The 22,428-nt window shown below is 68.9% G+C and carries 24 protein-coding genes and 1 tRNA gene; 7 read left to right on the forward strand and 18 right to left on the reverse strand.

Going from position 1 to position 22,428, the window contains the following annotated elements:
• Nucleotides 1–28 precede the first annotated feature (28 nt).
• From WDJ57_RS05405 to WDJ57_RS05455, 11 genes are all read right to left on the reverse strand, one after another.
• Entirely contained in the window at nucleotides 29–1,273 is a 1,245-nt protein-coding gene (locus WDJ57_RS05405; protein WP_338904583.1) for a hypothetical protein, read from the reverse strand.
• A gap of 231 nt (nucleotides 1,274–1,504) precedes the next feature.
• A tRNA-Gln gene (locus WDJ57_RS05410) sits at nucleotides 1,505–1,607 on the reverse strand.
• A gap of 45 nt (nucleotides 1,608–1,652) precedes the next feature.
• Nucleotides 1,653–1,904, reverse strand: coding sequence for an MTH865 family protein (locus tag WDJ57_RS05415; RefSeq protein ID WP_338904585.1), 252 nt, complete (start codon nucleotides 1,902–1,904; stop codon nucleotides 1,653–1,655).
• Nucleotides 1,905–1,972: 68 nt separating this feature from the next.
• Nucleotides 1,973–2,764 carry an HAD-IIA family hydrolase gene (locus WDJ57_RS05420; RefSeq protein ID WP_338904586.1) on the reverse strand — a complete coding sequence of 264 codons (792 nt, stop codon included), beginning with the start codon at nucleotides 2,762–2,764 and terminating at the stop codon, nucleotides 1,973–1,975.
• Between the two features lie 48 nt (nucleotides 2,765–2,812).
• Nucleotides 2,813–3,163 carry a hypothetical protein gene (locus WDJ57_RS05425; RefSeq protein ID WP_338904588.1) on the reverse strand — a complete coding sequence of 117 codons (351 nt, stop codon included), beginning with the start codon at nucleotides 3,161–3,163 and terminating at the stop codon, nucleotides 2,813–2,815.
• Nucleotides 3,160–5,517, reverse strand: coding sequence for a penicillin acylase family protein (locus WDJ57_RS05430; RefSeq protein WP_338904590.1), 2,358 nt, complete (start codon nucleotides 5,515–5,517; stop codon nucleotides 3,160–3,162). The genes WDJ57_RS05425 and WDJ57_RS05430 overlap by 4 nt, the downstream gene beginning before the upstream one ends.
• Before the next feature lies 1 nt (nucleotide 5,518).
• The gene (locus WDJ57_RS05435) at nucleotides 5,519–6,565 is read right to left on the reverse strand and encodes a hybrid sensor histidine kinase/response regulator (RefSeq protein WP_338904592.1); all 1,047 of its coding nucleotides are present in this window, start codon (nucleotides 6,563–6,565) and stop codon (nucleotides 5,519–5,521) included.
• 98 nt (nucleotides 6,566–6,663) lie between these two features.
• Nucleotides 6,664–8,067, reverse strand: a complete 1,404-nt coding sequence (locus tag WDJ57_RS05440; protein ID WP_338904594.1) for a hypothetical protein — start codon at nucleotides 8,065–8,067, stop codon at nucleotides 6,664–6,666.
• Nucleotides 8,068–8,101: 34 nt separating this feature from the next.
• Complete coding sequence (locus WDJ57_RS05445; protein WP_338904596.1) at nucleotides 8,102–8,854, reverse strand: ABC transporter ATP-binding protein; 753 nt, start codon at nucleotides 8,852–8,854, stop codon at nucleotides 8,102–8,104.
• A 27-nt stretch (nucleotides 8,855–8,881) separates the two neighbouring features.
• Nucleotides 8,882–9,496 carry a DUF998 domain-containing protein gene (locus WDJ57_RS05450; protein WP_338904598.1) on the reverse strand — a complete coding sequence of 205 codons (615 nt, stop codon included), beginning with the start codon at nucleotides 9,494–9,496 and terminating at the stop codon, nucleotides 8,882–8,884.
• Between the two features lie 64 nt (nucleotides 9,497–9,560).
• Entirely contained in the window at nucleotides 9,561–10,709 is a 1,149-nt protein-coding gene (locus WDJ57_RS05455) for a DUF3179 domain-containing protein (RefSeq protein ID WP_338904600.1), read from the reverse strand.
• A gap of 103 nt (nucleotides 10,710–10,812) precedes the next feature.
• On the opposite strand from WDJ57_RS05455, the gene WDJ57_RS05460 reads away from it, so the two are divergent.
• The 3 genes from WDJ57_RS05460 (at nucleotide 10,813) to WDJ57_RS05470 (ending at nucleotide 12,548) form a co-directional block, all read left to right on the forward strand.
• The gene (locus WDJ57_RS05460; RefSeq protein ID WP_338904602.1) at nucleotides 10,813–11,307 is read left to right on the forward strand and encodes a TlpA family protein disulfide reductase; all 495 of its coding nucleotides are present in this window, start codon (nucleotides 10,813–10,815) and stop codon (nucleotides 11,305–11,307) included.
• Nucleotides 11,307–12,002, forward strand: a complete 696-nt coding sequence (locus WDJ57_RS05465) for a cytochrome c biogenesis CcdA family protein (protein ID WP_338904604.1) — start codon at nucleotides 11,307–11,309, stop codon at nucleotides 12,000–12,002. Before WDJ57_RS05460 ends, WDJ57_RS05465 begins: the two co-directional genes overlap by 1 nt.
• 81 nt (nucleotides 12,003–12,083) lie before the next feature.
• A complete protein-coding gene (locus WDJ57_RS05470; RefSeq protein ID WP_338904606.1) occupies nucleotides 12,084–12,548 on the forward strand; it encodes a pyridoxamine 5'-phosphate oxidase family protein in 465 nt (154 codons plus the stop codon).
• Between the two features lie 27 nt (nucleotides 12,549–12,575).
• Here the strand turns inward: WDJ57_RS05470 and WDJ57_RS05475 are convergent, their stop codons facing one another.
• Nucleotides 12,576–14,039: a PH domain-containing protein gene (locus tag WDJ57_RS05475; RefSeq protein WP_338904608.1), complete on the reverse strand. Its 1,464-nt coding sequence runs from the start codon at nucleotides 14,037–14,039 to the stop codon at nucleotides 12,576–12,578.
• Complete coding sequence (locus WDJ57_RS05480) at nucleotides 14,036–14,692, reverse strand: PH domain-containing protein (RefSeq protein WP_338904610.1); 657 nt, start codon at nucleotides 14,690–14,692, stop codon at nucleotides 14,036–14,038. The genes WDJ57_RS05475 and WDJ57_RS05480 overlap by 4 nt, the downstream gene beginning before the upstream one ends.
• 109 nt (nucleotides 14,693–14,801) lie before the next feature.
• On the opposite strand from WDJ57_RS05480, the gene WDJ57_RS05485 reads away from it, so the two are divergent.
• A complete protein-coding gene (locus WDJ57_RS05485; protein ID WP_338904612.1) occupies nucleotides 14,802–15,317 on the forward strand; it encodes a macro domain-containing protein in 516 nt (171 codons plus the stop codon).
• Between the two features lie 12 nt (nucleotides 15,318–15,329).
• Here WDJ57_RS05485 and WDJ57_RS05490 read toward each other — a convergent pair whose 3' ends face one another.
• Nucleotides 15,330–16,304 carry an aldo/keto reductase gene (locus tag WDJ57_RS05490; RefSeq protein ID WP_338904613.1) on the reverse strand — a complete coding sequence of 325 codons (975 nt, stop codon included), beginning with the start codon at nucleotides 16,302–16,304 and terminating at the stop codon, nucleotides 15,330–15,332.
• A gap of 128 nt (nucleotides 16,305–16,432) precedes the next feature.
• Here WDJ57_RS05490 and WDJ57_RS05495 point away from each other — a divergent pair, with 128 nt between their 5' ends.
• Nucleotides 16,433–17,317 (forward strand): ArsR/SmtB family transcription factor, encoded by an 885-nt coding sequence (locus tag WDJ57_RS05495; protein ID WP_338904615.1) that lies wholly within the window; start codon nucleotides 16,433–16,435, stop codon nucleotides 17,315–17,317.
• Between the two features lie 27 nt (nucleotides 17,318–17,344).
• Here the strand turns inward: WDJ57_RS05495 and WDJ57_RS05500 are convergent, their stop codons facing one another.
• Genes WDJ57_RS05500 through WDJ57_RS05510 form a run of 3 tightly spaced genes read right to left on the reverse strand, consistent with a single transcriptional unit; the run spans nucleotide 17,345 to nucleotide 21,174 of the window.
• Nucleotides 17,345–18,424, reverse strand: a complete 1,080-nt coding sequence (locus tag WDJ57_RS05500; protein WP_338904617.1) for an ABC transporter permease — start codon at nucleotides 18,422–18,424, stop codon at nucleotides 17,345–17,347.
• Nucleotides 18,417–20,288, reverse strand: a complete 1,872-nt coding sequence (locus WDJ57_RS05505) for a PrsW family intramembrane metalloprotease (RefSeq protein WP_338904618.1) — start codon at nucleotides 20,286–20,288, stop codon at nucleotides 18,417–18,419. Before WDJ57_RS05505 ends, WDJ57_RS05500 begins: the two co-directional genes overlap by 8 nt.
• Before the next feature lies 1 nt (nucleotide 20,289).
• Nucleotides 20,290–21,174, reverse strand: coding sequence for an ABC transporter ATP-binding protein (locus tag WDJ57_RS05510; RefSeq protein WP_338904619.1), 885 nt, complete (start codon nucleotides 21,172–21,174; stop codon nucleotides 20,290–20,292).
• Nucleotides 21,175–21,248: 74 nt separating this feature from the next.
• Here WDJ57_RS05510 and WDJ57_RS05515 point away from each other — a divergent pair, with 74 nt between their 5' ends.
• Complete coding sequence (locus WDJ57_RS05515; protein ID WP_338904620.1) at nucleotides 21,249–21,671, forward strand: SRPBCC family protein; 423 nt, start codon at nucleotides 21,249–21,251, stop codon at nucleotides 21,669–21,671.
• Between the two features lie 9 nt (nucleotides 21,672–21,680).
• On the opposite strand, the gene WDJ57_RS05520 is transcribed toward WDJ57_RS05515, so the two are convergent.
• The gene (locus WDJ57_RS05520) at nucleotides 21,681–21,917 is read right to left on the reverse strand and encodes an HVO_2901 family zinc finger protein (RefSeq protein ID WP_338904622.1); all 237 of its coding nucleotides are present in this window, start codon (nucleotides 21,915–21,917) and stop codon (nucleotides 21,681–21,683) included.
• 204 nt (nucleotides 21,918–22,121) lie between these two features.
• On the opposite strand from WDJ57_RS05520, the gene WDJ57_RS05525 reads away from it, so the two are divergent.
• Nucleotides 22,122–22,403, forward strand: a complete 282-nt coding sequence (locus tag WDJ57_RS05525) for a hypothetical protein (protein WP_338904624.1) — start codon at nucleotides 22,122–22,124, stop codon at nucleotides 22,401–22,403.
• The last annotated feature ends 25 nt before the right edge of the window (nucleotides 22,404–22,428 follow it).

Genomic DNA, 22,428 nt, shown 5'->3' on the forward strand with positions numbered 1-22,428 from the left:
ACGGGCACGCAAAAGCGTAGCGGGCGACCTATCCGGTCGGCGTCGGTTCGCCGGCGAAGCGACGCTCGTACCACGCCGGCGCGGTGACGGTCGTCGCGTCCAGGCGAGCGTACGTCACCTCGTCGGTCTTCCTGTACCGCCGCTCGTTCTCGACGATATCGTACGAGGCCCTCAGGTTGTAGACGAGCCCGTCGGTGCCGACCTCGGCAGTGACGGTGTAGTTCTCGACCCCGTCGAGCGACCGGGAGGCGGGCTGGCCGGTCCCGACGAGCCGGTACAGCGTCCGCCCGTCGCGCTCGACGGTCCCGGTCATCTCCGTCGTCGGCGTTGACAGGTACTTCGTGACGAGTTCGAGCGACAGCCGCGGCGGCGTCGGCACGGTCCCCCGCTCCTGTTCCGACGGCGAGAGCTGTCTGTAGGACGGCTCCCCGCGGTTTGCGACCTTCACGTAGGAGTTGGTGCCGTCGTGGTACAGCGTCCCCAGCCGCGTCCGATTGTCCCGCGGCCCCTCGGAGACGGCCACCGTGTACTCCTCGCCGTTGCTCCGCAGGTCGAAGTCCAGTGTCGTGAGCCGCCACCCGTCGTCGTAGGTGGGTTCCTCCCTGTCGACCCATATCGTCAGCGGCCGGTCGGCCGCCGCCCGGCGGTGCGCCGCCGCGAGGACGTCCAGGTCCTCGATGCCCTCGCTCGTGATACCCGGCGGGAGACGCGCCTCCCACGGCGTCCTGGTGACGTCGTCCGCCGCGGGCGCACCCGAACCCGGTGGCGCAGCGACGTCGCTGCCACCCGGCATCCCGACGGCGACAGCCCCGACGACGGCGACCACCGCGACGAGAGCCAGCGCGGCGACGGCGGGACTCGGGCCGCTGGAGAGGTGGTGACGGACGCGCATCCCCAGCGGCGGCCGGAGGTCCGCGGGCGGCGCTCCCAGGTGGCGCTCGCACAGTTCGCGCGCGACCGACCGGTCGACGGCGTACCACAGCCGCTCCGTGAGGTCGGCGGCATCGAGCACCCGGACGCCCTCCGGGGCCGTGCCGCTGCCGTCCAGCGATACCAGCACGTCCGCCTCGGCAGCGTCTCCCCGGCGGCCCCCGACGCGGATAGCGAGTGTCTCCCCGCTGCGGGTCGCCGTGACGACAGTTCCCTCGCGGACCGCGTCGTAGCCCCGTTCCGCCCATAGGTCGGCGACCAGCGCGGCGCAGGCCCCGGGGTCCAGGCGGCGGAGGTGTGCCTCGACCACGGCTCGCTCGTCGTCGGTGGCCGTCGGCGTCATCTGCTCGCCTCTAACGGCCCGCGGACGGTAAACAGTCCGGGTGGACCCGCTCTCGGCCCACGTCTCACTCCCCCAGTTCGTTCTCGTCATCGGTCCAGCATCCCTTCGAACAGGGAGATGCCGGCCTGCGGGTGCCGGCCGCTTTCTCGGTAAGAGAGTCGTTCTCGTGCGCGTCGTGGACTCTGTCCCCAGACCTGATGCTGCCGTCAAAAGTATACGATTAGTTGATAATAGTCCCGGGCGGATTCGAACCGCCGTCAGTGGCTTGCTTCCGTGTGGGAGCGTACCGGACACGTCCAAAGGCCACTATGATTGGCCGCTACACCACGGGACTCTGCTCCAGAATTTGAAACCGCTCCTTAAAGCCGTTACGTCACGCTCAGATGAGGTCCTGGTCCTCGAGTTCCGCCAGCACGTCGTCGACGAAGGACTCCACGTCGTCGTAGGGGAACTCCCCGCCGCTGACCTTCGTGTTCAGTTCCATCGCTGTCATCGAGAAGTCGCCGGATTCGAACTTCGTCGATGGACCCTCCGGCAGCGCCGGAACGAGGTCCATTGGACTGCTGATGGGGTAGTCGGCTCCTTCGAACGCCTCGGTGAACTGCTCGCGCAGGTCGTCTTTGTCTGCCATGTGCCACCCGAGGGCGCAGACGAACTAAAAACCACCCGAATTAAGAAACTATACGAGTTGTTGGGAGTTTATTCGGTCGCGTCGAGTACCTCGTCGATGTCGCCGAGGCTCTCGACGACGAAATCGGGGGTGACGTCGCTGTCCCGGACGTCGTCGCGTCCACTGACGCCGGTCAGGACCAGCACCGTCGTCATCCCGGCCCGCTCGCCCATCGCCAGGTCCGTGCTCAGGCGGTCGCCGACGACGAGACACTCCTCTGCCGGGACGTCGAGGCGCTCCAGCGCCAGGTCCAGCGCCGCGTCGGAGGGCTTGCCGAGGAAGGCGTCCGGTTTCCGGCCCACCGCTGCGGCGAGAGCGTTTACCACGGCACCCGACCCGGGCACGACGCGGCCGTCGGCCTGCGGGAACGTCCGGTCGGGGTCGGTTCCCAGGAAGGCAGTATCCTCGTCGACGGCCTGGAGCGCGTCGTTCATGTGCTGGTAGCCGAACTCCGGCGTCCAGGAGCCGACCAGGACGTCCGTCCGGTCGGGGTCGGTCGTGAGCGAGAGGTCGGCGGCGCGGAGTTGCCGACGGAGGCCCGGTGCGCCGACCAGCATGATGTCGTCGGCCGCGTGGTGGCCCCGGAGGTACTCCGTCGTGGCGACGCCGGCGGAGCAGGCTTCACCGGGACGGACGTCCACGCCGAGGTCACGGAGGTGCTCGACGTAGGCGTCGCCGTCCTTCGTCGGGTTGTTCGAGAAGAAAAGCGGGGAGAGACCGGCCGTCCGGAGACGGTCGACGGCGTCGGCCGCCCCCGGCAGCAACTGGTCGCCGCGGTAGACGGTCCCGTCGAGGTCGACGATAGCGCCACTGAGCGTCATCAGGGGATGGATAGGACGCCGGCGGCATAACGCCGCCGGTCGGCAGCCTCAGGTGAGTCCCCGGGCCGCCCCGGCCGCGAGCGTCGGCAGGCCCACGCCGAGGCCGACACTCGCCGCGAGGACGACGCCCATCGAGAGGTACGCCGAGAGGGCGCCGGTGAGGAACAGAGAGGCCGCGAAGAGGACGACGACCACGGCACCGAGATAGAGGCCGTGCAGCATCGCCCGGCGGACGCTCGCCGACACCAGTCCGACGAGGACGCCGCCGGCGAGCAGCCCGCTCCAGTGAGCCACTCCCGCGACGACGCCGACGGCGAAGGCCACGACGAAGACGAGGTCCGACCGGTCGCCCTCGCGGACGCTCCGCCGGACCGCCAGGACGCGGGCGAGGGCGCTCACGAGTCGCCCTCCTCGAAGGTGATGGTCGGGTCACCCTCAGTGCCGGTGGGGAACGGTCGGTACTCGCCGTTGCGCCACAGGTCGAACTGGTCGGCGTAGTGCCCCGAGAAGTAGTTCCCGGAGTTGCCGCCGGGGAGGACCGCTATCGACCCGGCGTCGGCGACGACGAATCGGTAGCTGCTGCCGACCGGACTCCCGCCCGCCCGGAAGTTCCGGACGGTAAACGGCGAGCCGTCGGTCGGCCGCTCGGGGTAGTCGAGAAAGCCGACCGGGAACGGGTGGTCGACGTCGACCACGTTGTAGTCGCCGTAGGTCTCGTAGCCCTCGCGGTCTATCTCTTCGCGGACCCGCTGCATCGTCCGCGCGGCGATGTCCGCACGGTCCTCCACGCCGGGTGTGGTCACGTCGTCGAACCACCGACTGTCGGCGGGCAGGTTCTGGAGGACCCAGTAGCGCGGGTGGTAGGAGTCGTCGAGGTTGTTTGCATTGTATTCGTCTGCAAACGTCTGGTTGCGGTAGCGGTCGAGCCACAGGCTGAACACGAGCGCGCCGCGGGAGTCGCGGTCCATCTCGTAGTCCCACTCGTCGAGGTCCCGGGCGAGTTCGCGGCTCTCCGGCGACATCTCGTCGGTGGCGTTCAGAATCTGCGGGACGAACTGTTCGGCGGCGGCCGAGTGGGTGTCGCGCTGAATCGCCACGATGTCCTCACGGGTGACGGAGCCGTTTTCGACGCGTTCGGCCAGCAGGTCGTTGATACGCATGCCGCGGTAGGGACTGGCGAAGGTCATGCTCGTCCCCAGGTAAAAGCCCGGGTCGTCGACGACGCGCTGGTTCGCCGTGCTGACGTAGCCGGGGTCCTCCAGGTGCGGGATGTCCTCGAAGTCGACGAAGCCGGACCAGTTCGAGCGGCCGTAGGGCTCGAATCCGCGCCACTCGCCGTGGCCCGCGGAGCCGTTGAACACCCGGTCGCCGGGGACCACCTCGCCGTCGACGGTGCGAATCGGGTACTTCCCGGCGGGGTAGTACAGCGTCCCGCCGTCGCGCCCGATGGCGACGAAGTTCTGTGCGGGGAGGTCGAACTCCCGGAGGCCGTCCTCGAAGGCCGTGAGGTTCTCCGCCGACGAGATGTCGTCGATAGCGCGGGACTGCGTCGTGGCCGTCAGTCCGGTCCAGGCGACGGCGACGGTCTGATTCTCACGCTCCAGCAGCGGGCCGTGGACGGTCCGACGGACGGTGACGTTCGTGTCCTCGCCGTCGGCGACCTCGATGGTCTCCGTGTGGGTCTCGGGGTCGCGGTACTCGCCCTCGTAGCGGTACTGGCCGTCGCGCCACTCGTAGCTGTAGGCGTCGGTCACGTCGGCCCCGACGTTGGTGACGCCCCAGGCCACGTCGTCGTTGGCGCCGATGATGACGAAGGGGATGCCGGCGAAGCCGGCACCCGAGACGTTCGCCTCGGGCGACTCCAGGCGCATCTCGTACCAGACCGGCGGCGCGGTCAGCGTCAGGTGCGGGTCGTTCGCCAGTATCGGCTCGCCGCTGGCCGTGTACTCGCCGCTGACGACCCAGTTGTTCGACCCGAGTCCCGCCTCGGTGTCGAACTCCCGAACGCTCTCGTAGACCGCCTGGACGCTCGCGTTCGAGTCCGCCGGGGGTTCCCAGTCGTGGCCGGGCCGGTCCCCACGGATGATTGCCTCGTCGTGGTCCAACGCCGCCGGATACAGCGACAGCGCCCGCGGGAGTTCCTGAGCGATTGCCTCCCGGCGGAGGTCGGCGAACGACCCCGACAGCCCCCAGGAAATCTGCTGGCCGACCAGCAGCGTGTCGACCGGGGTCCAGCGGGCCGGTTCGTAGCCGTTGAGTTCGAACTCAAGGGGCAGCGGCCGCGTCTCCACGTAGTGGTTGACCCCCGACGAGTAGGCCGACAGTTTCTCGCCGTGTTCGGTGCCGTTCAGCCGCCGCCACGTCGCTTCCGCGGCGTCCTCGAAGCCCATCCGGCGGTGGAAGCGGTCGGACTCGACGGCCTGCTCGCCGAAGGCCGCTGCCAGCCGACCGCCCATCAGCCGGCGGGTGAGGTCCATCTGGAACAGTCGGTCCCGCGCCTGGACGTATCCAGTGGCGTAGGCGAGCGCCCGCTCGTTCTCGGCCTCGATGGTCGGGACACCACGGTCGTCGTAGGTGACCGTCGCCTCGCCGTACGGATTCTCGACGGTGATGCCGTCGGGCTGGTCCACGGCGTCCCAGGCCGACCCGCTGAAGGGCGCCGTCAGTCCGACGAACTGCCCACCGAAGACGAACACCGCGGCGAGCGCGAGCACGCAGACGACGCCCGTGACGCGGGTCCAGCGGGAGGCCATCTCAGCGCGCTGCGACGCCCGTCAGTTCGAAGCGGGCGCCCCCGTCGGCCGACTCGGTGGCGGTCACCGACCAGCCGTGTGCGTTCGCGATCGTTCGCACGAGCGTGAGTCCGAGCCCGGTCCCCCCGCGGGCCGTCGAGTAGCCGGGTTCGAACGCCTCCTCGCGGCGGTCCGGTGCGATTCCCTCTCCGTCGTCGGCGACGTAGAAGTCACCGCCACAATCCCCAGCGGCGTCCGACAGCGAGCCGACCGTCACGGTCGTCGCCGCCCCGTGCTCTACGGCGTTCTCGAAGAGGTTCCGGAGTGCTTCCTTGAGCAGGTCGGCGTCGGCCTCGATGCGGTCCGTCGCCTCGACGACCAGTTCCGTCCCGTCGGTGTCGACGCCCGCCCAGGCGTCCCTGACCATCGTCTCCAGCGCGACCGGAGAGGGGTTCTCGACGGGGTCGCTCTCGCGGACGAGCACCAGGCCGTCCTCGATGATGCGGTTCATCCGGGCGAGCGAGCGGTCGACGCGCTCGAGGTGCTCGTTGTCGAAATCATCGCGGACGAGTTCGACGGAGCTCTGTGCGACGTTCAGCGGATTCCGGAGGTCGTGGGAGACAACGCCGGCGAAACTCTCCAGTCGCTCGGTCTGCCCGGCCAGTTCCTCCCGGGTCCGGCGACAGTCCACGACCGCCTCGATGCGACTCGCGAGCCGAGCGTACTGGCCGTCCTCGGTCACCTCGAACCGGAACGTGTAGTCGACCGTCCCGGCAGCGATGGCGTCGGCCGGGAGGTCCGCGTCCCGGTCGACGAGGAGGACGACCGGGAGGTCCACCGATTCCTCGCGGACGGCGCCGAGGAGTTCCTCGCCGTCCATCTCCGGGTGGCCGATGTCACTTACGACGCAGTCGACCGTCCCGTCGGCCAGTGCGGCGGTGAGGGCTTCGGCGTCGGCGACAGCCGTCGCGTCGATGCCGTAGTCCTCGGCCAGCGTCTCGGCGGTCCGCTCCGCGACAGACTCGCGACGGTCGAGAACCAGCGTCCGGTACTGTGCGCCCGCCGTCATCGGTTCAGCTCCCCACGAGAACGCAGCCACGGCCTGCTCATGTGAGTGTCGTAGCACTGTTGACACACGGCCACCAAAATGCTTCCGCCCCCGACCTGTCAGTCCAGGTCACGGAGCCGCCGGTCCCACCGCGGTCCTGCCCGGCGCGCGAGGACGACGCCGACGACTGCGAACACCGCCGCGACGGCCACGGCCGCGGCGTCTGCGGCGACGGGTGCGGTCCCGGCAGCCAGCGCGGCGACCAGCAGCGGGACGGCCAGAATCGCCAGCCCGGCACCGAAGCCGGCGAACAGGACCGTGTCGAAGAGGAGTTCGTTCGGCGAGAGTCCCGTCAGAAAGGCCGTCAACCCGTAGACGTACACCGCGACCAGCGGGAAGACGACGACGCCGACCAGGAGGTCTCCGACCGGGTACCACACGACCGCCAGCGCCAGGTAGGCCAGACCGACCGGGACGGCCAGTACGAGGTGGGCGCGAAACTTCGCGCCGAAGACGCCGGGCATCCCCGCAGGATACCGCAGGTACTCCCGCGGGTCGTCGAACTGTGTCACCCAGTTGTAGGTCGTGAACGTTCCCAGCCCCAGCAACGTCCCGAAGGCCGTCCCCGCAGCGGGTTCGAGTCCGGTCGCGGCCGCGACGCGGTCCAGCACCAGCGCCGTGACCGCAAACAGGACGCCAAGGGAGAAGGCCACCTTCCAGACCGACCCCGACGACCTGGCGACCTCCAGCAACGGGCGGACGGTCAGTCCGTCAAGCCCGGGGACCCGCCGGAGCGTCCGGTAGCGGTCCCTGCGTACCCGCCGCCGACTGGACCCGGTTGCCGGGTCGAACAGCAGGGGGCCGAGCACGGCCGCGACGGCGATGGGGACGGCCGCGGTGAGCGCCGTCGTCGGCGACGGGTTCGCGTAGACAGCATAGGGCGTGGCGGCGACGAGTGCCCCCGCGCGGAGAACGGCGACGGCGGCCAGGACGGCGACGACGGCGACCAGCGCGGCCTTGCTCCGGGTCCCCAGACCGACGAGCGCGAGGCTGGCGGCGGCCCCGAGCGCGAACGTCGCCACCAGCGTCACCCACAGCAGGGCGACGTTCGCGGGCTGGAATCCACCGACGAGCGCGACGGGGAGGAACCCGACCACGAGCGGGGTCAGGAAGAAGACGGCGTAGTAGACCAGGTCCTTCAGGAGAAACGTCGCCAGCAACCGCCGCCAGGAGAGCGGGAGCGTCCGCGCGGAGAACACCAGAAGCGTCGTATCTCCGAGTACGTCCCGCATCGCGTCGCGCCCGACCAGCCCGAGAGTGCCGACCTGGAGGCCGAAGAAGGCCACCAGCGCGTGCAGACCGGCGACGACAGCCGAGAGGTCGGTTCCCGTCGCCTGGAGCAGGAAGACGCCCCCGCCGACGATGGCGGCGACGAACAGCGGGAAGGCGAGAAAGCGCGTCGACCCGAACAGCCGGGAGTGCAGGCGGTACTCCTCGACGAGCATCCGCCGGAAGAGGTTCACTTCGTCCCACCACCGTTTCCCTCGAAGGTATCTCTCACTCGTCGCCCACCTCGACTGGCTGGCCGCGGTCGACGGCCGCGCTGGCTCCCTCCACCTCGTTGACGAACGCATCGAGGAGTTGCCCCTCCTCCAGAGCCTGGGGTTCCCGTTCGGCCACGAGGGAGCCGTCGACGATGATACCGACTTTCGTACAGAGTTCCTCCGCGACGGCCATGAAGTGCGTCGAGAGAAAGAGGGTGTTGCCGGCCGCACAGTACTCCCGGAGGTGGCGCTTGACCGTCTCCTGCATCAGCGGGTCGAGATTCACCAGCGGCTCGTCGATGAACACGAGGTCTGGGTCGTGGACGAACGTCTGGGAGAGCATCACGCGCTGGCGCTCTCCCTCGGAGAGGTCGCCGGCGAGCGTGTCGAGGACGCCCCGGAACTCGAACTTGCGCGCCCACTCCTCGATGCGGTCGTCGACGTCGGGGACGTCCCGCACGTCGCCGACGAACTGGAGGTACTCCCGCGCGGTGAGGAAGGATGGCGGGTCCTCACGTTCGGGGAGGATGCCGACCTGTTCCCGGACTGCGAGCGGGTCCGCGACCGGGTCGCGCCCCAGGACCGACACCGTCCCCTCCGTGGGCGTTCGCTGGCCGGTCAGTATCTCGATAGTGGTGGTCTTGCCCGACCCGTTGGGACCGAGCAGACCGAACAGTTCGCCCTCGGGAACCGACAGGGAGAGGTCGTCGAGCGCCACCACGTCGCCGTAGCGCTTGGTCAACCCCGATGTCTCGACTGCTGGCATTCGACCGACCAATCGGATGGCGGCAACTTAAGCCTTCGACGGGCCGCGCCAGCGCCCCCGAACCAGCCCCGCGGAGACCCAGACGGCCCACACCGACAGCGCGAGCGCACCCACGATTTCGGGAAGCGCCAACCCCGGGCGGCGGAGAGAGCCGGTCAGCCCCCACGCGACCCACCCGAACACGTTCACCGTCCCGAGAGCGAGTCCCGCGACTGCTCGCCGTCGCCAGCCTCGCCGGAGCGAGACGACGCCGTCGGCCCACAGCGCGAGCGACAGGAGCAGGTAGAACCCGACGGCGACGGGAAAGTGCAGCGGCCGGTCCTGGGGAAAGACCCCGATAGCAGCCATCGCGAGCATCGCTAGCCCGAACAGTACGCCGACGGCGCGCCCGCCGAAGGTCGGCAGTGAGCGAGCGAGGACTACCGAGAAGACGAGTCCGACCGCGCCACCGAGGACGAGCCCGCCGTTGAACAGCAGGACGGTCAGCGAGGTCCCGGCCGCCGACTGCGTGACGCCGAGGTTCGAGAGCGCGTTGCCGGTCCAGCGAAAGGCCGGCGAGAGGAGCGTCGCCAGCAGTATCGCGGCCATCGTCACGCCGACGGCGACGCCACCGGAACTCCGGACTACCGTGTCGCGGTCCATGGCGGAGACAGACCCGCGGCGAGGGGAAAACAGTACCGACGGTCGCGAGACCGCCGTTCGTGGGTCAGCGGTAGACCGTCGTCTCCGGGTGGTGCTGCGCCCACGCGAACCAGTAGAGTTGCGAGACGTCGTTGGCCTGGCGAAGGACGGTTCCCTCGTAGGTACCGGTCTCGGCCCGCCCGGAGAGCAGGTCCCAGCGACTGCCACCCGCGGCGAGCGTCTCGCCGTCGACGCGCCGGAAGGTCAGCGTCCGGTTCCCGACCCGGCGGTCGTAGGCGACGAGCGTCGTGCCGACGTTGGCGACGACGACCGGGAGGTCGCCCACGCTGTCGTTGACGACCCCCTCCTGACTGACGGTCGTGAGCGGATAGGCCCGTGCGTTTCCGTCGTGGGTAACCCCGACGACGACGCGTTTCGCGTAGAGCCGGTCGTCGCTGAAGTCGTTCTTGCCGACACCGATGACTGCCGAGTTCCGGTACGCCTCGCGGTTGGTAGCGTAGAACTGCGGGCCGCTGCCGTCGATGGTGCCCGACTCGGGCGGCGGGCGTAGCACGACCGTCTCCGGGTGCGTCTCGCGCCACTTCTCCCAGCGGGTGAGCGTCGACGGGACGAGCGTCAGTTCGTCGCCCGTGTGCTCGCCGCGGATGCCAGTCGCGAGAATCTGGCTCCAGTAGCTCCCCGTCGGCACGTCGTACATGACGAGGTCCGAATTCCAGAGCGTCCCGGAGACGCCGAAGGTCGCTGACTCGCCGTCGATTACCCGTTCTGCCGTCACGCCGCTGCCACAGAGCTGGCAGAAGCTCACCAGCAGTGGCCCGCCGAAGTCGTCGTTGACGATTTCGTGTTCGAGGAGCAAACGCAGCGGGTAGGCACGCGCTTCGCCGTCGCGGACCACGCCGACGATGCGGTCCTCGGGCGTGAGTCGCGGCCGTTTGCCCGCGCCGCCGTAGCTCTCGAACTCGATGCCCGACCAGTCCTCGCCGAAGACGGGGTCGACGATGGCCGGGAACACGTCCTTCGGCGCGGCGTAGGTGAGTTCTGACCGGGGAACCGGGAGTTCCACGTCCGCGAGCCGCGGCGGCGTCGAAACCGGGGGAGAGGCGGATTGCGTCACCGGGTCCGTGCCCCCGGTACCAGCGGGTGCCTCGACTGCACAGCCGGCGAGTGTGCCGAGGCCGGCGGCGACTGCCCCGAGGTACGCGCGGCGGTCCATAGGGACACCCCAGGTTGTCGACGGGCATAGAACGCGCGGGGTTGTGTACCGCCGGGTCACACCCGCACTACCAATTTTAGCGTCTCGCGCCCTACAGAGGTGTATGACACGACTGTCGCGCCGGCAGTATCTCGCGGGGCTCGCGACGACGACGGCGGCCCTGGCCGGCTGTCTCGGCGGTGGCGGCTCGGGCTCCGACGCCCCGACAGTCGAGACTCTCGCAGTCGGTGACCTCGCCGGCGGTCCCGTCCCCGCCCGGCCGGCGGGCGAGCCAGCCATCGTCGACTTCTTCGCGACGTGGTGTGCCCCCTGCAAGCCGCAGATGGCCGAACTCCGCACCGTCAGCGAACAGTTCCCCGGCCTGCACATCGTCTCCGTGACGCGCGAGGACGACGAGCCGGGAATCGAACAGTTCTGGCGGGAGTACGAGGGGACCTGGCCCGTCGGCTCCGACCCGTCGCTACAGGTGTTCCAGCACTACGGCGTCACGAACGTGCCCACGAAGGTACTGGTCGACGGGAGCGGGACGGTCACCTGGCGCCACAGCGGCCTGGCGGCCGCGGAGACCATCGCCGAGAAGGTCGCGGAGGTCGTCTGATGGACGGGGAGACGATTCGGCTGGGGTTCGCGTTCAGCCTCGGCACCGCGACCTTCTTCGCGCCGTGTGCGCTGCCGCTGTTGCCCGGCTACGTCGCCTACTACGTGGGCAACGAGGACGGCGACGACCAGCCGCTGGCGGCGCGGCTTCGCCGCGGTCTCGTCGTCGCCACGGTGACGAGCCTCGGCTTCCTCGTCGTCTTCGGCGTCCTCGCCGCCATCACCTTCGCGCTCGGGACGCAGGTGCTCCGGAACATCGCAGTCCTCGAACTCGTCGTGGGCGTCGCGCTGGTCGGCCTCGGCATCGCGCTGGCGACCGGACGGCTCTCGCAGACCACTTTCCACATTCAGTTACCCGAGCGCCGGCGGGGACCGGTCGGGTACTTCGGCTTCGGCGTCGTCTACGCCGCGGCGGCGGCGGGCTGTACCGCGCCGCTTTTCATCGGCGTCGCGTCGCTGGCGCTGGCCAATCCCGCCAACGCGATACCGCTGCTCGGGGCCTACGCCGCCGGGATGGTGGTGCTGATGGGTACCGTCACGCTCCTGACGGCGCTCGGCCGGCAGACTGTCGTCCGCCGACTGACCGCGAACACCCGTCTGGTGACCCGCGTCGCCGGCGTGGTGCTCGCCATCGCCGGCCTCGTCCAGCTGTACTACTTCCTGTTCGTCTTCGACGGGCTGGCGGGGCTCGCCTGAAGACGACGGAACCATCGAGGGCGTTCCCAGCGAGTGGGATCGTTCAGGCAGTTTGAAACGTTTCCTGTGCAATGTGAACATATGACTATGGACCCATACGGACAGTGGATGGGAACGCCGATGGACGAGGGAGAGGTCGACGACCTGTTGCAGTCGTCGGGGTGGGGAGTCGTCTCGCTGGCCGACGGCGACGACCCCTACAGCCTCCCCATCTCCTTCGGGTACACCGGCGACGCAGTCTACTTCGCGTTCATTCAGGACAGCCCCACGAACACGAAAGTCGAGTTCATCGCGGACGGGACGACGGCCCGCCTGCTCGTGACGGACATCAGAGCCCGGTTCGACTGGCAGTCCGTCGCCGTGACCGGACCCGTCGAGGCAGTCGACCCGCAGGGCGACCGGTGGGACGCGTTGCGCGACAGTCTGTCGGACAACGCCTGGTTCTCGACGGATTTCGAGCGCGCCCCCAGCGTGCGGGGACTCCAGGGATGGCGACTCGACCCGGACGAGGTCCGCGGTCTGGAGGTCCGTCCCGACGACGCCTGAGCGGGCCGTGGCGTCGACGCGGGCCAGTCAGTCGACCGGCTGTCGGCGCTCGCTGGCCCGTTGCCGGAGCGCCCGCTGGAGTCGGTCAGCGACCGCCTCCCGCAGTGTCTCGGCCGCATCGGCGTCGATGTCGACGGCGACGGCGTCACCGCCGCCGAGTCCGCCGCCGCTCGCGGTGTCGACGGTGACGCTTCCGAGGGCGCGCCGGCGCTGGAAGACCGTCTGGCTGCTAAAGACCGTCTGCACCCGGTGGTAGGGGACGACGACCGTGTTCCGCCGCCAGAAGCCCCGCCTGGTGACGACGTACGCCTCGTCCGCGTAGTATCCCCGGTGCTTCCAGGTGAGGTGTGCCGCCAGCGGGACCGCCACCAGCCCCGCGAGCGGGAGGTACCAGCGGGGGAACACGCCGGTCGCCGCGTCGACGCCCCAGGCGAGCACGGTCAGGACGGCGACGACGAGGGCGTACCGCACGGCGTACCGGATGCGCGCTCGCTTCGGCGGGCGGGTGAACTCGACGTCGCCGAAGGGTTCGACGTCCCGGGCCAGGGCGAGTGCGCGGTCGCGCTCGGCGATGGGGACGGCCGACTCGACGCGCGAGCCGTCCTGTCCCGGCGCGTAGCCGGCGGTCTGGATGACCAGCGAGGCGTAGCCGAGCGCCCGCGCGAGGACGTTCTCGCGGAGCGTGACGGTCTGGACCTTCGACAGGGGGACCGTCCCACTGTAGCGCTGGAGCAGGCCGCGCTCGTACCGGAGTTCGTCGCCGCGGCGGGTGAGGGTAAAGCCGTAGTACCGGAAGATCTGGAGGACGGCGCTGGCGACCCACAGGAGGAGGATGGCCGAGAGCGCTATCGCCGGCCCGAGCAGGGAGACCAGTTCGAACTCGGGGCCGAGTTGCTCGGCGAACCGCGGCGCGAACACCGAGACGAGGACCGTGAGCACGCCGAAGACCCGCAGGTCCGCGGAGACGACGCCGAGGATCAGGTGCTCGCGGTCGGACAGCCGAAAGAGCCGTTCCCCGGCCGGTTCCGCCGCGGTCGCGTCCGGCGTCTCCCCGCCTTTCAGGCGGCTGAGTTCCTCCTGCAGCCGCGAGGCCTCGCTCCGTCTGACGTAGCGGAGTTGGGCCTCGGTCCCGCTGCCCCCGGCGGTCTCCAGGCGGACCTCGGCGATGTCGAGAAAGCGCTGGAGGATATTCTGGGAGATGTCGACGTTCTGGATGCGCTCGTAGGGTATCTCGCGGTCGCGCCGGGAGAGCACCCCCGAGTGGATGTCGAAGGTGTCCGTCGTGAGTTCGTAGCTGTACCGCTTGTAGCGGGCGTACTCCCACGCGAGGCTGGCGAACACGCCTAGCGTGACCAGGACGAGAAGCAACGAGATGCCGGGACCGGGCGAACCGCCGGCGGAGGTCGTGATGAAGCTGAAGAGGACGATACCCCCGAGGCGCACGCCGTTCTCGACGATGCGGTAGGGGATAGTTCGGGTGTCGAGTTTCACAGCGCGTCACCGCCCTCCGCGACGATTGCCATCTCCTTGACACGCTGCTGGAGATCGGCCGCCTCGTCGGTCCCGAGGCCGGGAATCGAGACGTCCGCGCCGCGGGAGCCGGCCGTGTAGACGACCAGCGTCGACAGCCCGAGGGCGCGTTCGAGCGGGCCGCGGCTGGTGTCGACGTGCTGGATGCGGACGTGGGGTGCGACGGTCTTGACGTTCGTGAGCACTCCCCGCTGGAGGTAGAGGGCATCCTCGCGCACGCGGAAGGACCAGACCCGGTAGCGCAGGTGGACCCAGACGAGTCCAAGCGCCGAGAGGACGCCCAGGCCGGCCAGCACGAGCCCCGGGTCGACGTTCAACTGCCCGGCGACGACGAACCCGAGGACGCCGACCACGGCGACCCCGAAGAAGACGCGAACGGCCCAGATGACCTGGACGGACGGCGAGAGCGTCCGCCGGTCCGTCGTGTGGGCGGCGAGCGCCGCGGGGTCAAGCGACTCTGGCGTGCTCGCGTCTGCCGAGTCCGCCGTGCTCGCGTCTGCCGAGTCCGCCGTGCTCGCGTCTGCCGGGTCGGACGTGTTCGTGGCATCCTGCTCGGCTGTCGGGTCCGTGGGGCTCCCCTCGGGGTCCTGTGGGTCGTCGGCGGAGTCAGCCATTGCTCTGTTCTACTCTACACTCGGGGTGCTGGCCCGAAGTATGCTGTGGAGGCGGCGACGGAGCGCGGCCGGAGGTGGAATTTTGTCCCTGGCGAGGGACAGTTCACACATGGAGTTCACTGTCGTCCAGGGGGACATCGCACAGCAGTCCGCGGACGTGCTCGTCAACGCCGCCGGGACCAGCCTCCGGATGGGGTCGGGCGTCGCCGGTGCGCTCCGGCGCGGCGCTGGCAGCGAGATAAACGAGGAGGCCATGTCGAAGGGGCCGGTCGACCTCGGCGCGGTCGCGGTCACGGACGCCTACGACCTCGACGCCGAGTACGTCGTCCACGCCGCGGCGATGCCACACTACGGCGACGGCCAGGCGACCGCCGACTCCATCGCCGACGCGACGCGGAACACGCTGGAGAAGGCAGACGAACTCGGCGCGGAGTCGCTGGTCGTCCCCGCGCTTGGCTGTGGCGTCGCCGGCTTCGACCTGCGGGAGGGCGCGCGCATCATCTGCGAGGTCATCGACGGCTACGAACCGGCGACGCTGTCGGACGTGCGCTTCATCGCCTACAGCGACGAGGAGTTCGGGACGCTGCAGGACGTCGCCGAGAGCGTGACGGGAACCGTCGAGTGAGCACCTCGACCCTCACTCGTGGCCGCTGACGCTGACCGGCTCGTAGGGCTCCTCCAGCCACTCGATATCGCTGTCAGAGAGTGAGATGTCCAGCGCCGCCACGGCGTCCTCCAGGTGCTCGACGCTGGTCGTGCCGACGATGGGCGCGTCCACCCAGTCCTTGTGGAGCACCCACGACAGCGCAATCTGGGCCATCGTGGCGTCCTTCTGGTCGGCCAGTTCCTGCACGCGCTCGTTTATTTCCTGGCCGTTGCCCTCGAAGTAGGGGTGTTCCTTCGCGTAGTCGTCGGACTCCCCGCGGGTCGTCGCGTCGAACTCCTCGTGGGGCCGGGCGAGATAGCCCCGCGCCAGCGGGCTCCACGGGATGACGCCGATGTCCTGCTTCTGGCAGTACGGCAGCATCTCGCGTTCCTCCTCGCGGTAGAGGAGGCTGTAGTGGTTCTGCATCGTGAGAAACTGGTCCAGGCCCAGGCGCTCGCTGGTGTGCAGCGCCTCCGCGAACTGGTGGGTCCACATCGAACTCGCGCCGAGGTAGCGGACCTTCTCGCGGCGGACGGCGTCGTCGAGCGCGCGCATGGTCTGCTCGATGGGCGTGTCCTCGTCCCAGCGGTGAATCTGGTAGAGGTCGATAGTGTCCATCCCCAGGCGCTCGCGGCTGGCGTCGAGTTCCTGCTCGATTGCCTTCCGGGAGAGCCCGCCGGAGTTGGGGTCGTCGTCGTCCATCTGGAAGTAGCCCTTCGTGGCGACGACCATCTCGTCGCGGCGGCCCTCCAGTGCATTCCCGACGATGCGCTCGGACTCGCCCTCCGAGTACATGTTGGCGGTGTCGAAGAAGTTGATGCCGAGGTCGATGGCCCGCTCGATGATGGGCTGGCTCTCCGCCTCGTCTAAGACCCACTCCCGCCAGTCGGGCGTCCCGAAGCTCATACAGCCCAGGCAGATGCGGCTGACCTCCATGCCGGTCTGGCCGAGTGTCGTGTACTCCATAGCGGTGCCTCGGGCGGCAGGGTCGAAAATGTTCGCCATGCGCCGGTTTCTGCGGGCCGTCCCTCCCGGCGGTACGGGGGGTCCGGTCGACGGTACTTTGAAGACGCCGCCGACGGCAGGTGAGAGCTGTGTCAGAGACGGACTCCGACAGCACTCTCGACGAGGTGTTCGGCGCAGTCGCCGACGAGACCCGTCTCGCCATCCTCCGTGCGCTCTGGGAAGAGCGGACGGCCGGGGAGGGACGGGACCACGAACCGGTCTCCTTCTCGGCGCTGCGGGAGGCGGTCGGCGTCCGTGACTCCGGTCGGTTCAACTACCACCTCGACCAGCTGGTCCCCAACTTCGTCCACGACGCGGAGGACGGCTACAGGCTGACCTACGCCGGCAGGCGGATAATCGGGGCCGCCGTCTCCGGGGCCTACACGGATACCGGGACGGAACTCGCAGCGACACCGGTCGGCTCCTGTTCGGACCCCGAGTGCGACGGGGAGATAGCCGCCCGCTACGGCGCTGGTACCGTCAGCGTCGAGTGCGACACCTGCGATGCCGAGTCGGTAATCTCCGCGCCGCCGATTCTCGTGGGGGCACACGACCCCGCGGAGGACCCGGACGTCCTCGACCGGTTCGTGCTCACGGTCATCCAGAAGACGGTTCGGGGCTTCTGTCGCCTCTGTAGCGGCCCGATGGAGGCGCGCGTCGCCCGAGGGGAACTCGACGGGTGGCACGACGAGGGGGTGACGGTCGTCCACGAGTGCCAGGAGTGCGGGTCGACCTCCTACACCCCCGCCGTGGCGACGGTTATCGACCACCCCGCCGTCGTCTCACTGCTGCACGACGCCGGCGTCGACTACCGGGACGGCCTCCTCTGGCGGGAGACGAGCGCGTTCGACTGGGAGGAGAGCGTGGTCGGCGAGGACCCGGTCAGGGTCGCGGTGACGATACGCGCCGGCGGCGAGGAACTCGTGGTCACGCTCGACGAGACTCTCGACGTCGTGGACTACGGCGACGAGTGAGCGCCGTGGAACGAGCGCGGAGACGTCCTACAGTGACTCTGCGTCGATACCGTCCGCGTAGCGGCGCGTGACCGCATAGAGGGCGACGGCGAGGACGGCGAAGCCGGCGACGTGGGCGTAGGTCGTCGCCGTAGCGCTGTCGACGGCGAGTTTCGCGGCCGTCGTCGCGGGGTGTTCTGGCAGCAGGACGGCCGCGCCGAAGAGGACGATGACCAGCACCGAGTACAGCAACTGGGCCTGCCGGCGCTTGGCAGTCAGCAGGCCGAGCAGCGTCCCGACGACCACGACGATAGTGGCGATGGCGGTCACGAACAGGAGTATCGGGACGACGTTCGCGATGGCGATGTTGTTGACCGACAGCAGCAGAATCCACAGCGCCGCCTGCAGCGGGGCGAGCAGAATCATCCCCGCGGCCTTCCCGTCGACGATGTCGACCAGCGACACCGGCGCGACCCGGAGCAACTCCAGCGTCCCGCGCTCTATCTCCTCCGTGATTGCGTCCACCGAGACCGACCCGCTAATAAAGGGGGGCAAGAAGAGCAGGAGGGGAATCAGGACGGTGTAGGTGAACCCGAAGTAGGGGCTGGAGTCGGACTCCGCCGGCGGTTCGATGGGCTGGAAGGTGAGACTCGCCGCCCGCCGGTCGCGCTCCTGGGACTCCAGTTCGGTCAGCACCCCCCGTATCTGGACGACGATGAGCGTCGTCCGGATGTTCTCGGCTGGTGCCGTCGCTATCACCGATAGCTTGCTCCCCGAGTCCGTCGGCACCGTCGTGCCCGTCAGGACGGCGTTGACACGGCCCTCGTCGAACGCCTCCAGGGCCTGCCCGCGGTCCGCGTAAGCCCGCGTCTGCAGGCCGTCCGCCTCGCGGGCCGCGGCGAGCAGTTCGTCCTGCGTCTCGCCGGTCACGCCGACGGTCACCTGGCCGCTCTCGACGGAACTGGGGTCGTACAGCGAGGTCAGCCCGACCACCAGGAACGACGAGAACGCGGCGATGAAAAGCTGGATGAGCAGCGCGAGCACGATGGTCTTCTCGCGGGACAGCGACGCCAGTTCCCGCCTGGCGATGGTCGTCCGGGCATCCGCGAGGAGGCCGTCGTCAGACAAGGTCGCTCACCACCGTGAAGACCGTGTAGTTGTACGCGAAGTGGACGACGATGGCGGTGGTCAGCGCGGCGGCGTAGGCCCGCCGGTTCCGGCTGGCCCCGACCGCCGAGATGGCGGCGGTGACGACGTGCAAGAGCAGCGGCGCGAGCAGCGAGGCACCGAGCAAGAGCAGCGGGTCCGACCCCTGGATGAGTCCGGTCTGCAGTCCCGCCTGGCCGGTCGCGATGTCCTCCAGTCCGACCAGTTGAGCGATGGCCGTCAGCTTCTCCGCGAGGAAGAAGCCGACGCCGCTGATGGCGCCGACGATTAGTGCGGTCGTCAGTCCCTTCGAGAAGCGCCGGTGGGCGTAGCCGGCGTAGACGTGCAGGCTCTTGGCTACCTCCTCGACGACCGCCACGGCGACGAGCACGAGCGGAATCGACAGCTCCTGCAGGGCAAACAGCGTCGCGATGGCGAGCAGTTCCAGCACGAAGACGAAGGGGAGCAACAGCATCGTGAGCAGGCCGACCTGCCAGCGCGTGTGGACCCGCCCGGCCAGCGCGTCCAGCACCTTCAGCGGAATCGACCGCTGGGCGAACATGTCCTCCTCGCGGTACAGGCCGGCGCCGAGACCGAACAGCACGAAGGCGGTCAAAAGCGGCGGCGTCACGGAGAACAGGAACTCGGTCGCAGAGACCGCCTGGCCCTGCAGGTCACGAACGACGATGGTCAGCGGCGAGATGAGCGCGATGGGGTTGACGTCGGTGAAGATGGCGGGAACGAAGGCGTAGCTGGTCAGCGACACCGTGATGGTGACCGTCACGAAGGTGAGTTCCTTGAACGACCGCGCGAACATCGCGCCGAGGAACGTCGCCGAGAGAAAGAGGAGGACCACCGGGGCGACGGCGACCAGCGAGACCAGGCCGCCGAGTTCGCCCGTCGAGAGGTAGGTCAGCCCGACAGCGATGGCGCCCTCGACGAGCAATGCGCCCGCGAAGTACGGCAGCGTCTTCCCGCCGATGATGTCGAACCGGGAGACGGGCGAGACCAGCAGGAGTTCCCCGCGGCGGTTCAGCCGCTCGGAGAGGATGGTGCTGCCGTAGGCCTGGATGAGGAAGTTCAGCGGGATAATGAAGACGAACGCGAGCACGAGCGACTGGAAGGGGAAGGGCGGCGAGATGTTCGACGGCGAGTCGACGGTCGTGTCGTCGCCGGTGAGTTGCGAGCCGAGGCCGCCGAGGCCACCAGCCGCGCCGCCGGTACTGCCGCCCCCGCTGCCGCCGGCCGCGGCTCCGCTTCCACCGTCGGTTCCGCTCCCGTCACCCGAACCGCCGGTCGTGCCGTCGCCGTCAGTGCCACTGCCGCCGTCGGTCCCGCTGCCACCGTCAGTCGCACCACCGTCACCGCCGGCCCCGCTGTCGACGCGGAAGGACGTGCCGGCACCGGACTGGTCGCGGTACTGCAGCGTGACCGAGACGGGGAAGGCGGCGGTTCGGTTGTCCTCCTGTCGCAACTGCTCGGTGTTGTAGCGCTCGACAGAGTTGCGCAGTTCCTCCGCGGCCGCTTTGCTCTTCGGCGAGTCGACCGCGTAGACGTCCCGTCCCTGGACGAGCAGGTCGATGGACTCGCCCAGTTCCGCCTCCTCGGGCGGCCGGACGGCGAAGGTGTCGTCGTCCTGCACCACCTCGTAGTAGGGGCTGTCCCCGGTGACGCCGACGCGGTACAGCCCCTCGTCGAGTACCGCGCCCTGCCCGGCCACGAACGGCGCGAGCACGCCGATGAAGGCGATGGCGACGGCGGCGACGATAATCGTCCGGCGGTCGATACCGCCGGCGTTCTTGGTCACCTCCCACTTCGCGATGCGGAGGAGTTTCCTGGGGTTCACGCTAGGCCTCCGACCGCCGGCGGCCCGACTCCGCGACGTTCAGGAACACCTCCTCCAGACTCGACTCCTCGGTCCGGATGTCCGCAACCTCTCCGCCCGCCGCCTCGGCCGCCTCGCGGACGGACTCGACGGCGTCCATGCTCTCGACGACGCGGCGGTACTGGCCGTTCTCGCGGACGCTGTCGGGCACCTCGACGGTCGTGTAGACGTGGTACTCGGTGTCGCCGTACTCGCGCTGGAGGGCGTCGAGGTCGCCCTTCGCGACGATTTCGCCCTCGTTCATGATGGCGACGCGGTCGCAGATGGACTCGACGTGAAAGAGGTTGTGCGCGCTGAAGACGATGGTCTTGCCCTCCTCGGCGAGGCGCTCGGTGAACTGGATGATGTAGTTGGTCGTCAGCGGGTCCAGCCCGCTCGCTGGCTCGTCGTAGATGAGCACGTCGGGGTCGTTGATGAGCGACCGGGCGATAGCGACCTTCCGTTTCATCCCCTTCGACATGTCCCCGAGTTGGCGCGTGCGGTGTTCCAGGTCGAGTTCGGAGAGCGTCTCGTCGATTCGGTCGTCGGCCACAGAGCGGGGCACGTCGTAGAGGTCGGCGAAGAAGCGAAGATAGGACAGCGGGGTCATCTCCTCGTACAGCGGGGACTCCTCGGGCAGAAAGCCCAGGCGCTTTCGCATCTCGGTGTCCTCCGCGTCGTAGCCGGCGACGGTGGCGGACCCGGCGGTCGGTTCGAGCAGGCCGGCGAGCATCTTCAGCGTCGTCGTCTTGCCGGCCCCGTTCGGGCCGATGATGCCGAACACCTCGCCGGCGTCGACGGCGAAGGTGCTGCCCTCGACTGCGGCGAAATCGCCGTACTCCTTGCGGAGGTCACGCGCCTCTATCATCTAGGCCGTCGTTACGAACGCGGGAATGTATAGTTTGGCTCCCCCTTTTTCACGTTTGATAGCGTGATAGCTGTATGAGCCGGGACATCGGCATCGAGCGGACGCCGGACGGCAGACGACTGGTCGTCTCACGGCACGTCGACGCGGACCGGGATGCGGCGTGGGACCTGCTGACTGACACCGAGCGCTGGCCGGAGTGGGGACCGTCGGTGCGGGCCGTCGACTGCGACACCCGCTACATCGAGGGCGGGACCACCGGCCGCGTGCGGATTCCCGGCGGGGTCTGGGTCCCCTTCGAGATTACGACCTGCGCGGACTACCGGTGGACGTGGCGGGTCGGGCGGGTCCCGGCGACGGGTCACCGCGTCGAGGAGGACGGCGACGGCTGTCGGGTCGGGTTCGAGATACCGGTGCTGGCGGGCGGGTACGCGCCGGTCTGTGTGCGGGCGCTGGGGAAGATCGAGGAGAGACTAGAGGGGAGTGAGACCGCTGGGTGAGAACCGAACTCAGGGAACTTCGAGACGTACGTCGGTCACTTTGTGGATGTCCTCGCCGATGCCTTTCCCGTCGCAGTCCTCGTTCGGACAGCGATAGTGCCAGCCGTCCTCCGTGGCCGCTCGTTCCGCGAAGCGCTCGCCACAGTCGTCACAGAAGAGCTGCCCTTCCGAGCAGTTGTCCTGATGGAGTTCGAGTTCGAGTTCGGATGCAAATGTTCGCTTGCAGTCCCGGCAAGTGTGTGGCATATTCTAAATATTCTGTTCCACATCTTAAAACTGCATCGGAACGTTCACGGACGGCGGTTGCAGCACTGAGCGGGGCCGTTTCGGGGCCCGTGGCCCACAGACGGTCCCGGTATGAGTTGCCTACCGGAGAGAAAACGGGACGTACCGGCGGGCGACACTCGCACGACCGGAACCGTTCTGCCCCTCGCCGGCGTAGGTGCTTGCATGTCAACGGAAGAGAGGGTCCGGGTATGGCTGGTCGAGCGGACCTACGGCGACGACGAACAGAACCTCATCATCCTCACCTACGCCACGCCGGACGGGAGCCAGTCCTTCCGCAAGGAGCGGGCACTGACGAGTTTCACCGGCGACGAGCGCGGGACGAAAGCGGCGCTGGACGTCTCGCCGACGAACCTGAGCGACGTCACTGACGAGCAGACCCGACAGCAGTACGCCGCCGAGGCGGAGCGGATGGCCGCCAGTCACGACCCGGACGACACTATCTGAACGGGCGAAAAACGCGAGAGAAACG

The organism is Salinibaculum sp. SYNS191 (assembly GCF_037338445.1).
Taxonomy (GTDB): domain Archaea; phylum Halobacteriota; class Halobacteria; order Halobacteriales; family Haloarculaceae; genus Salinibaculum; species Salinibaculum marinum.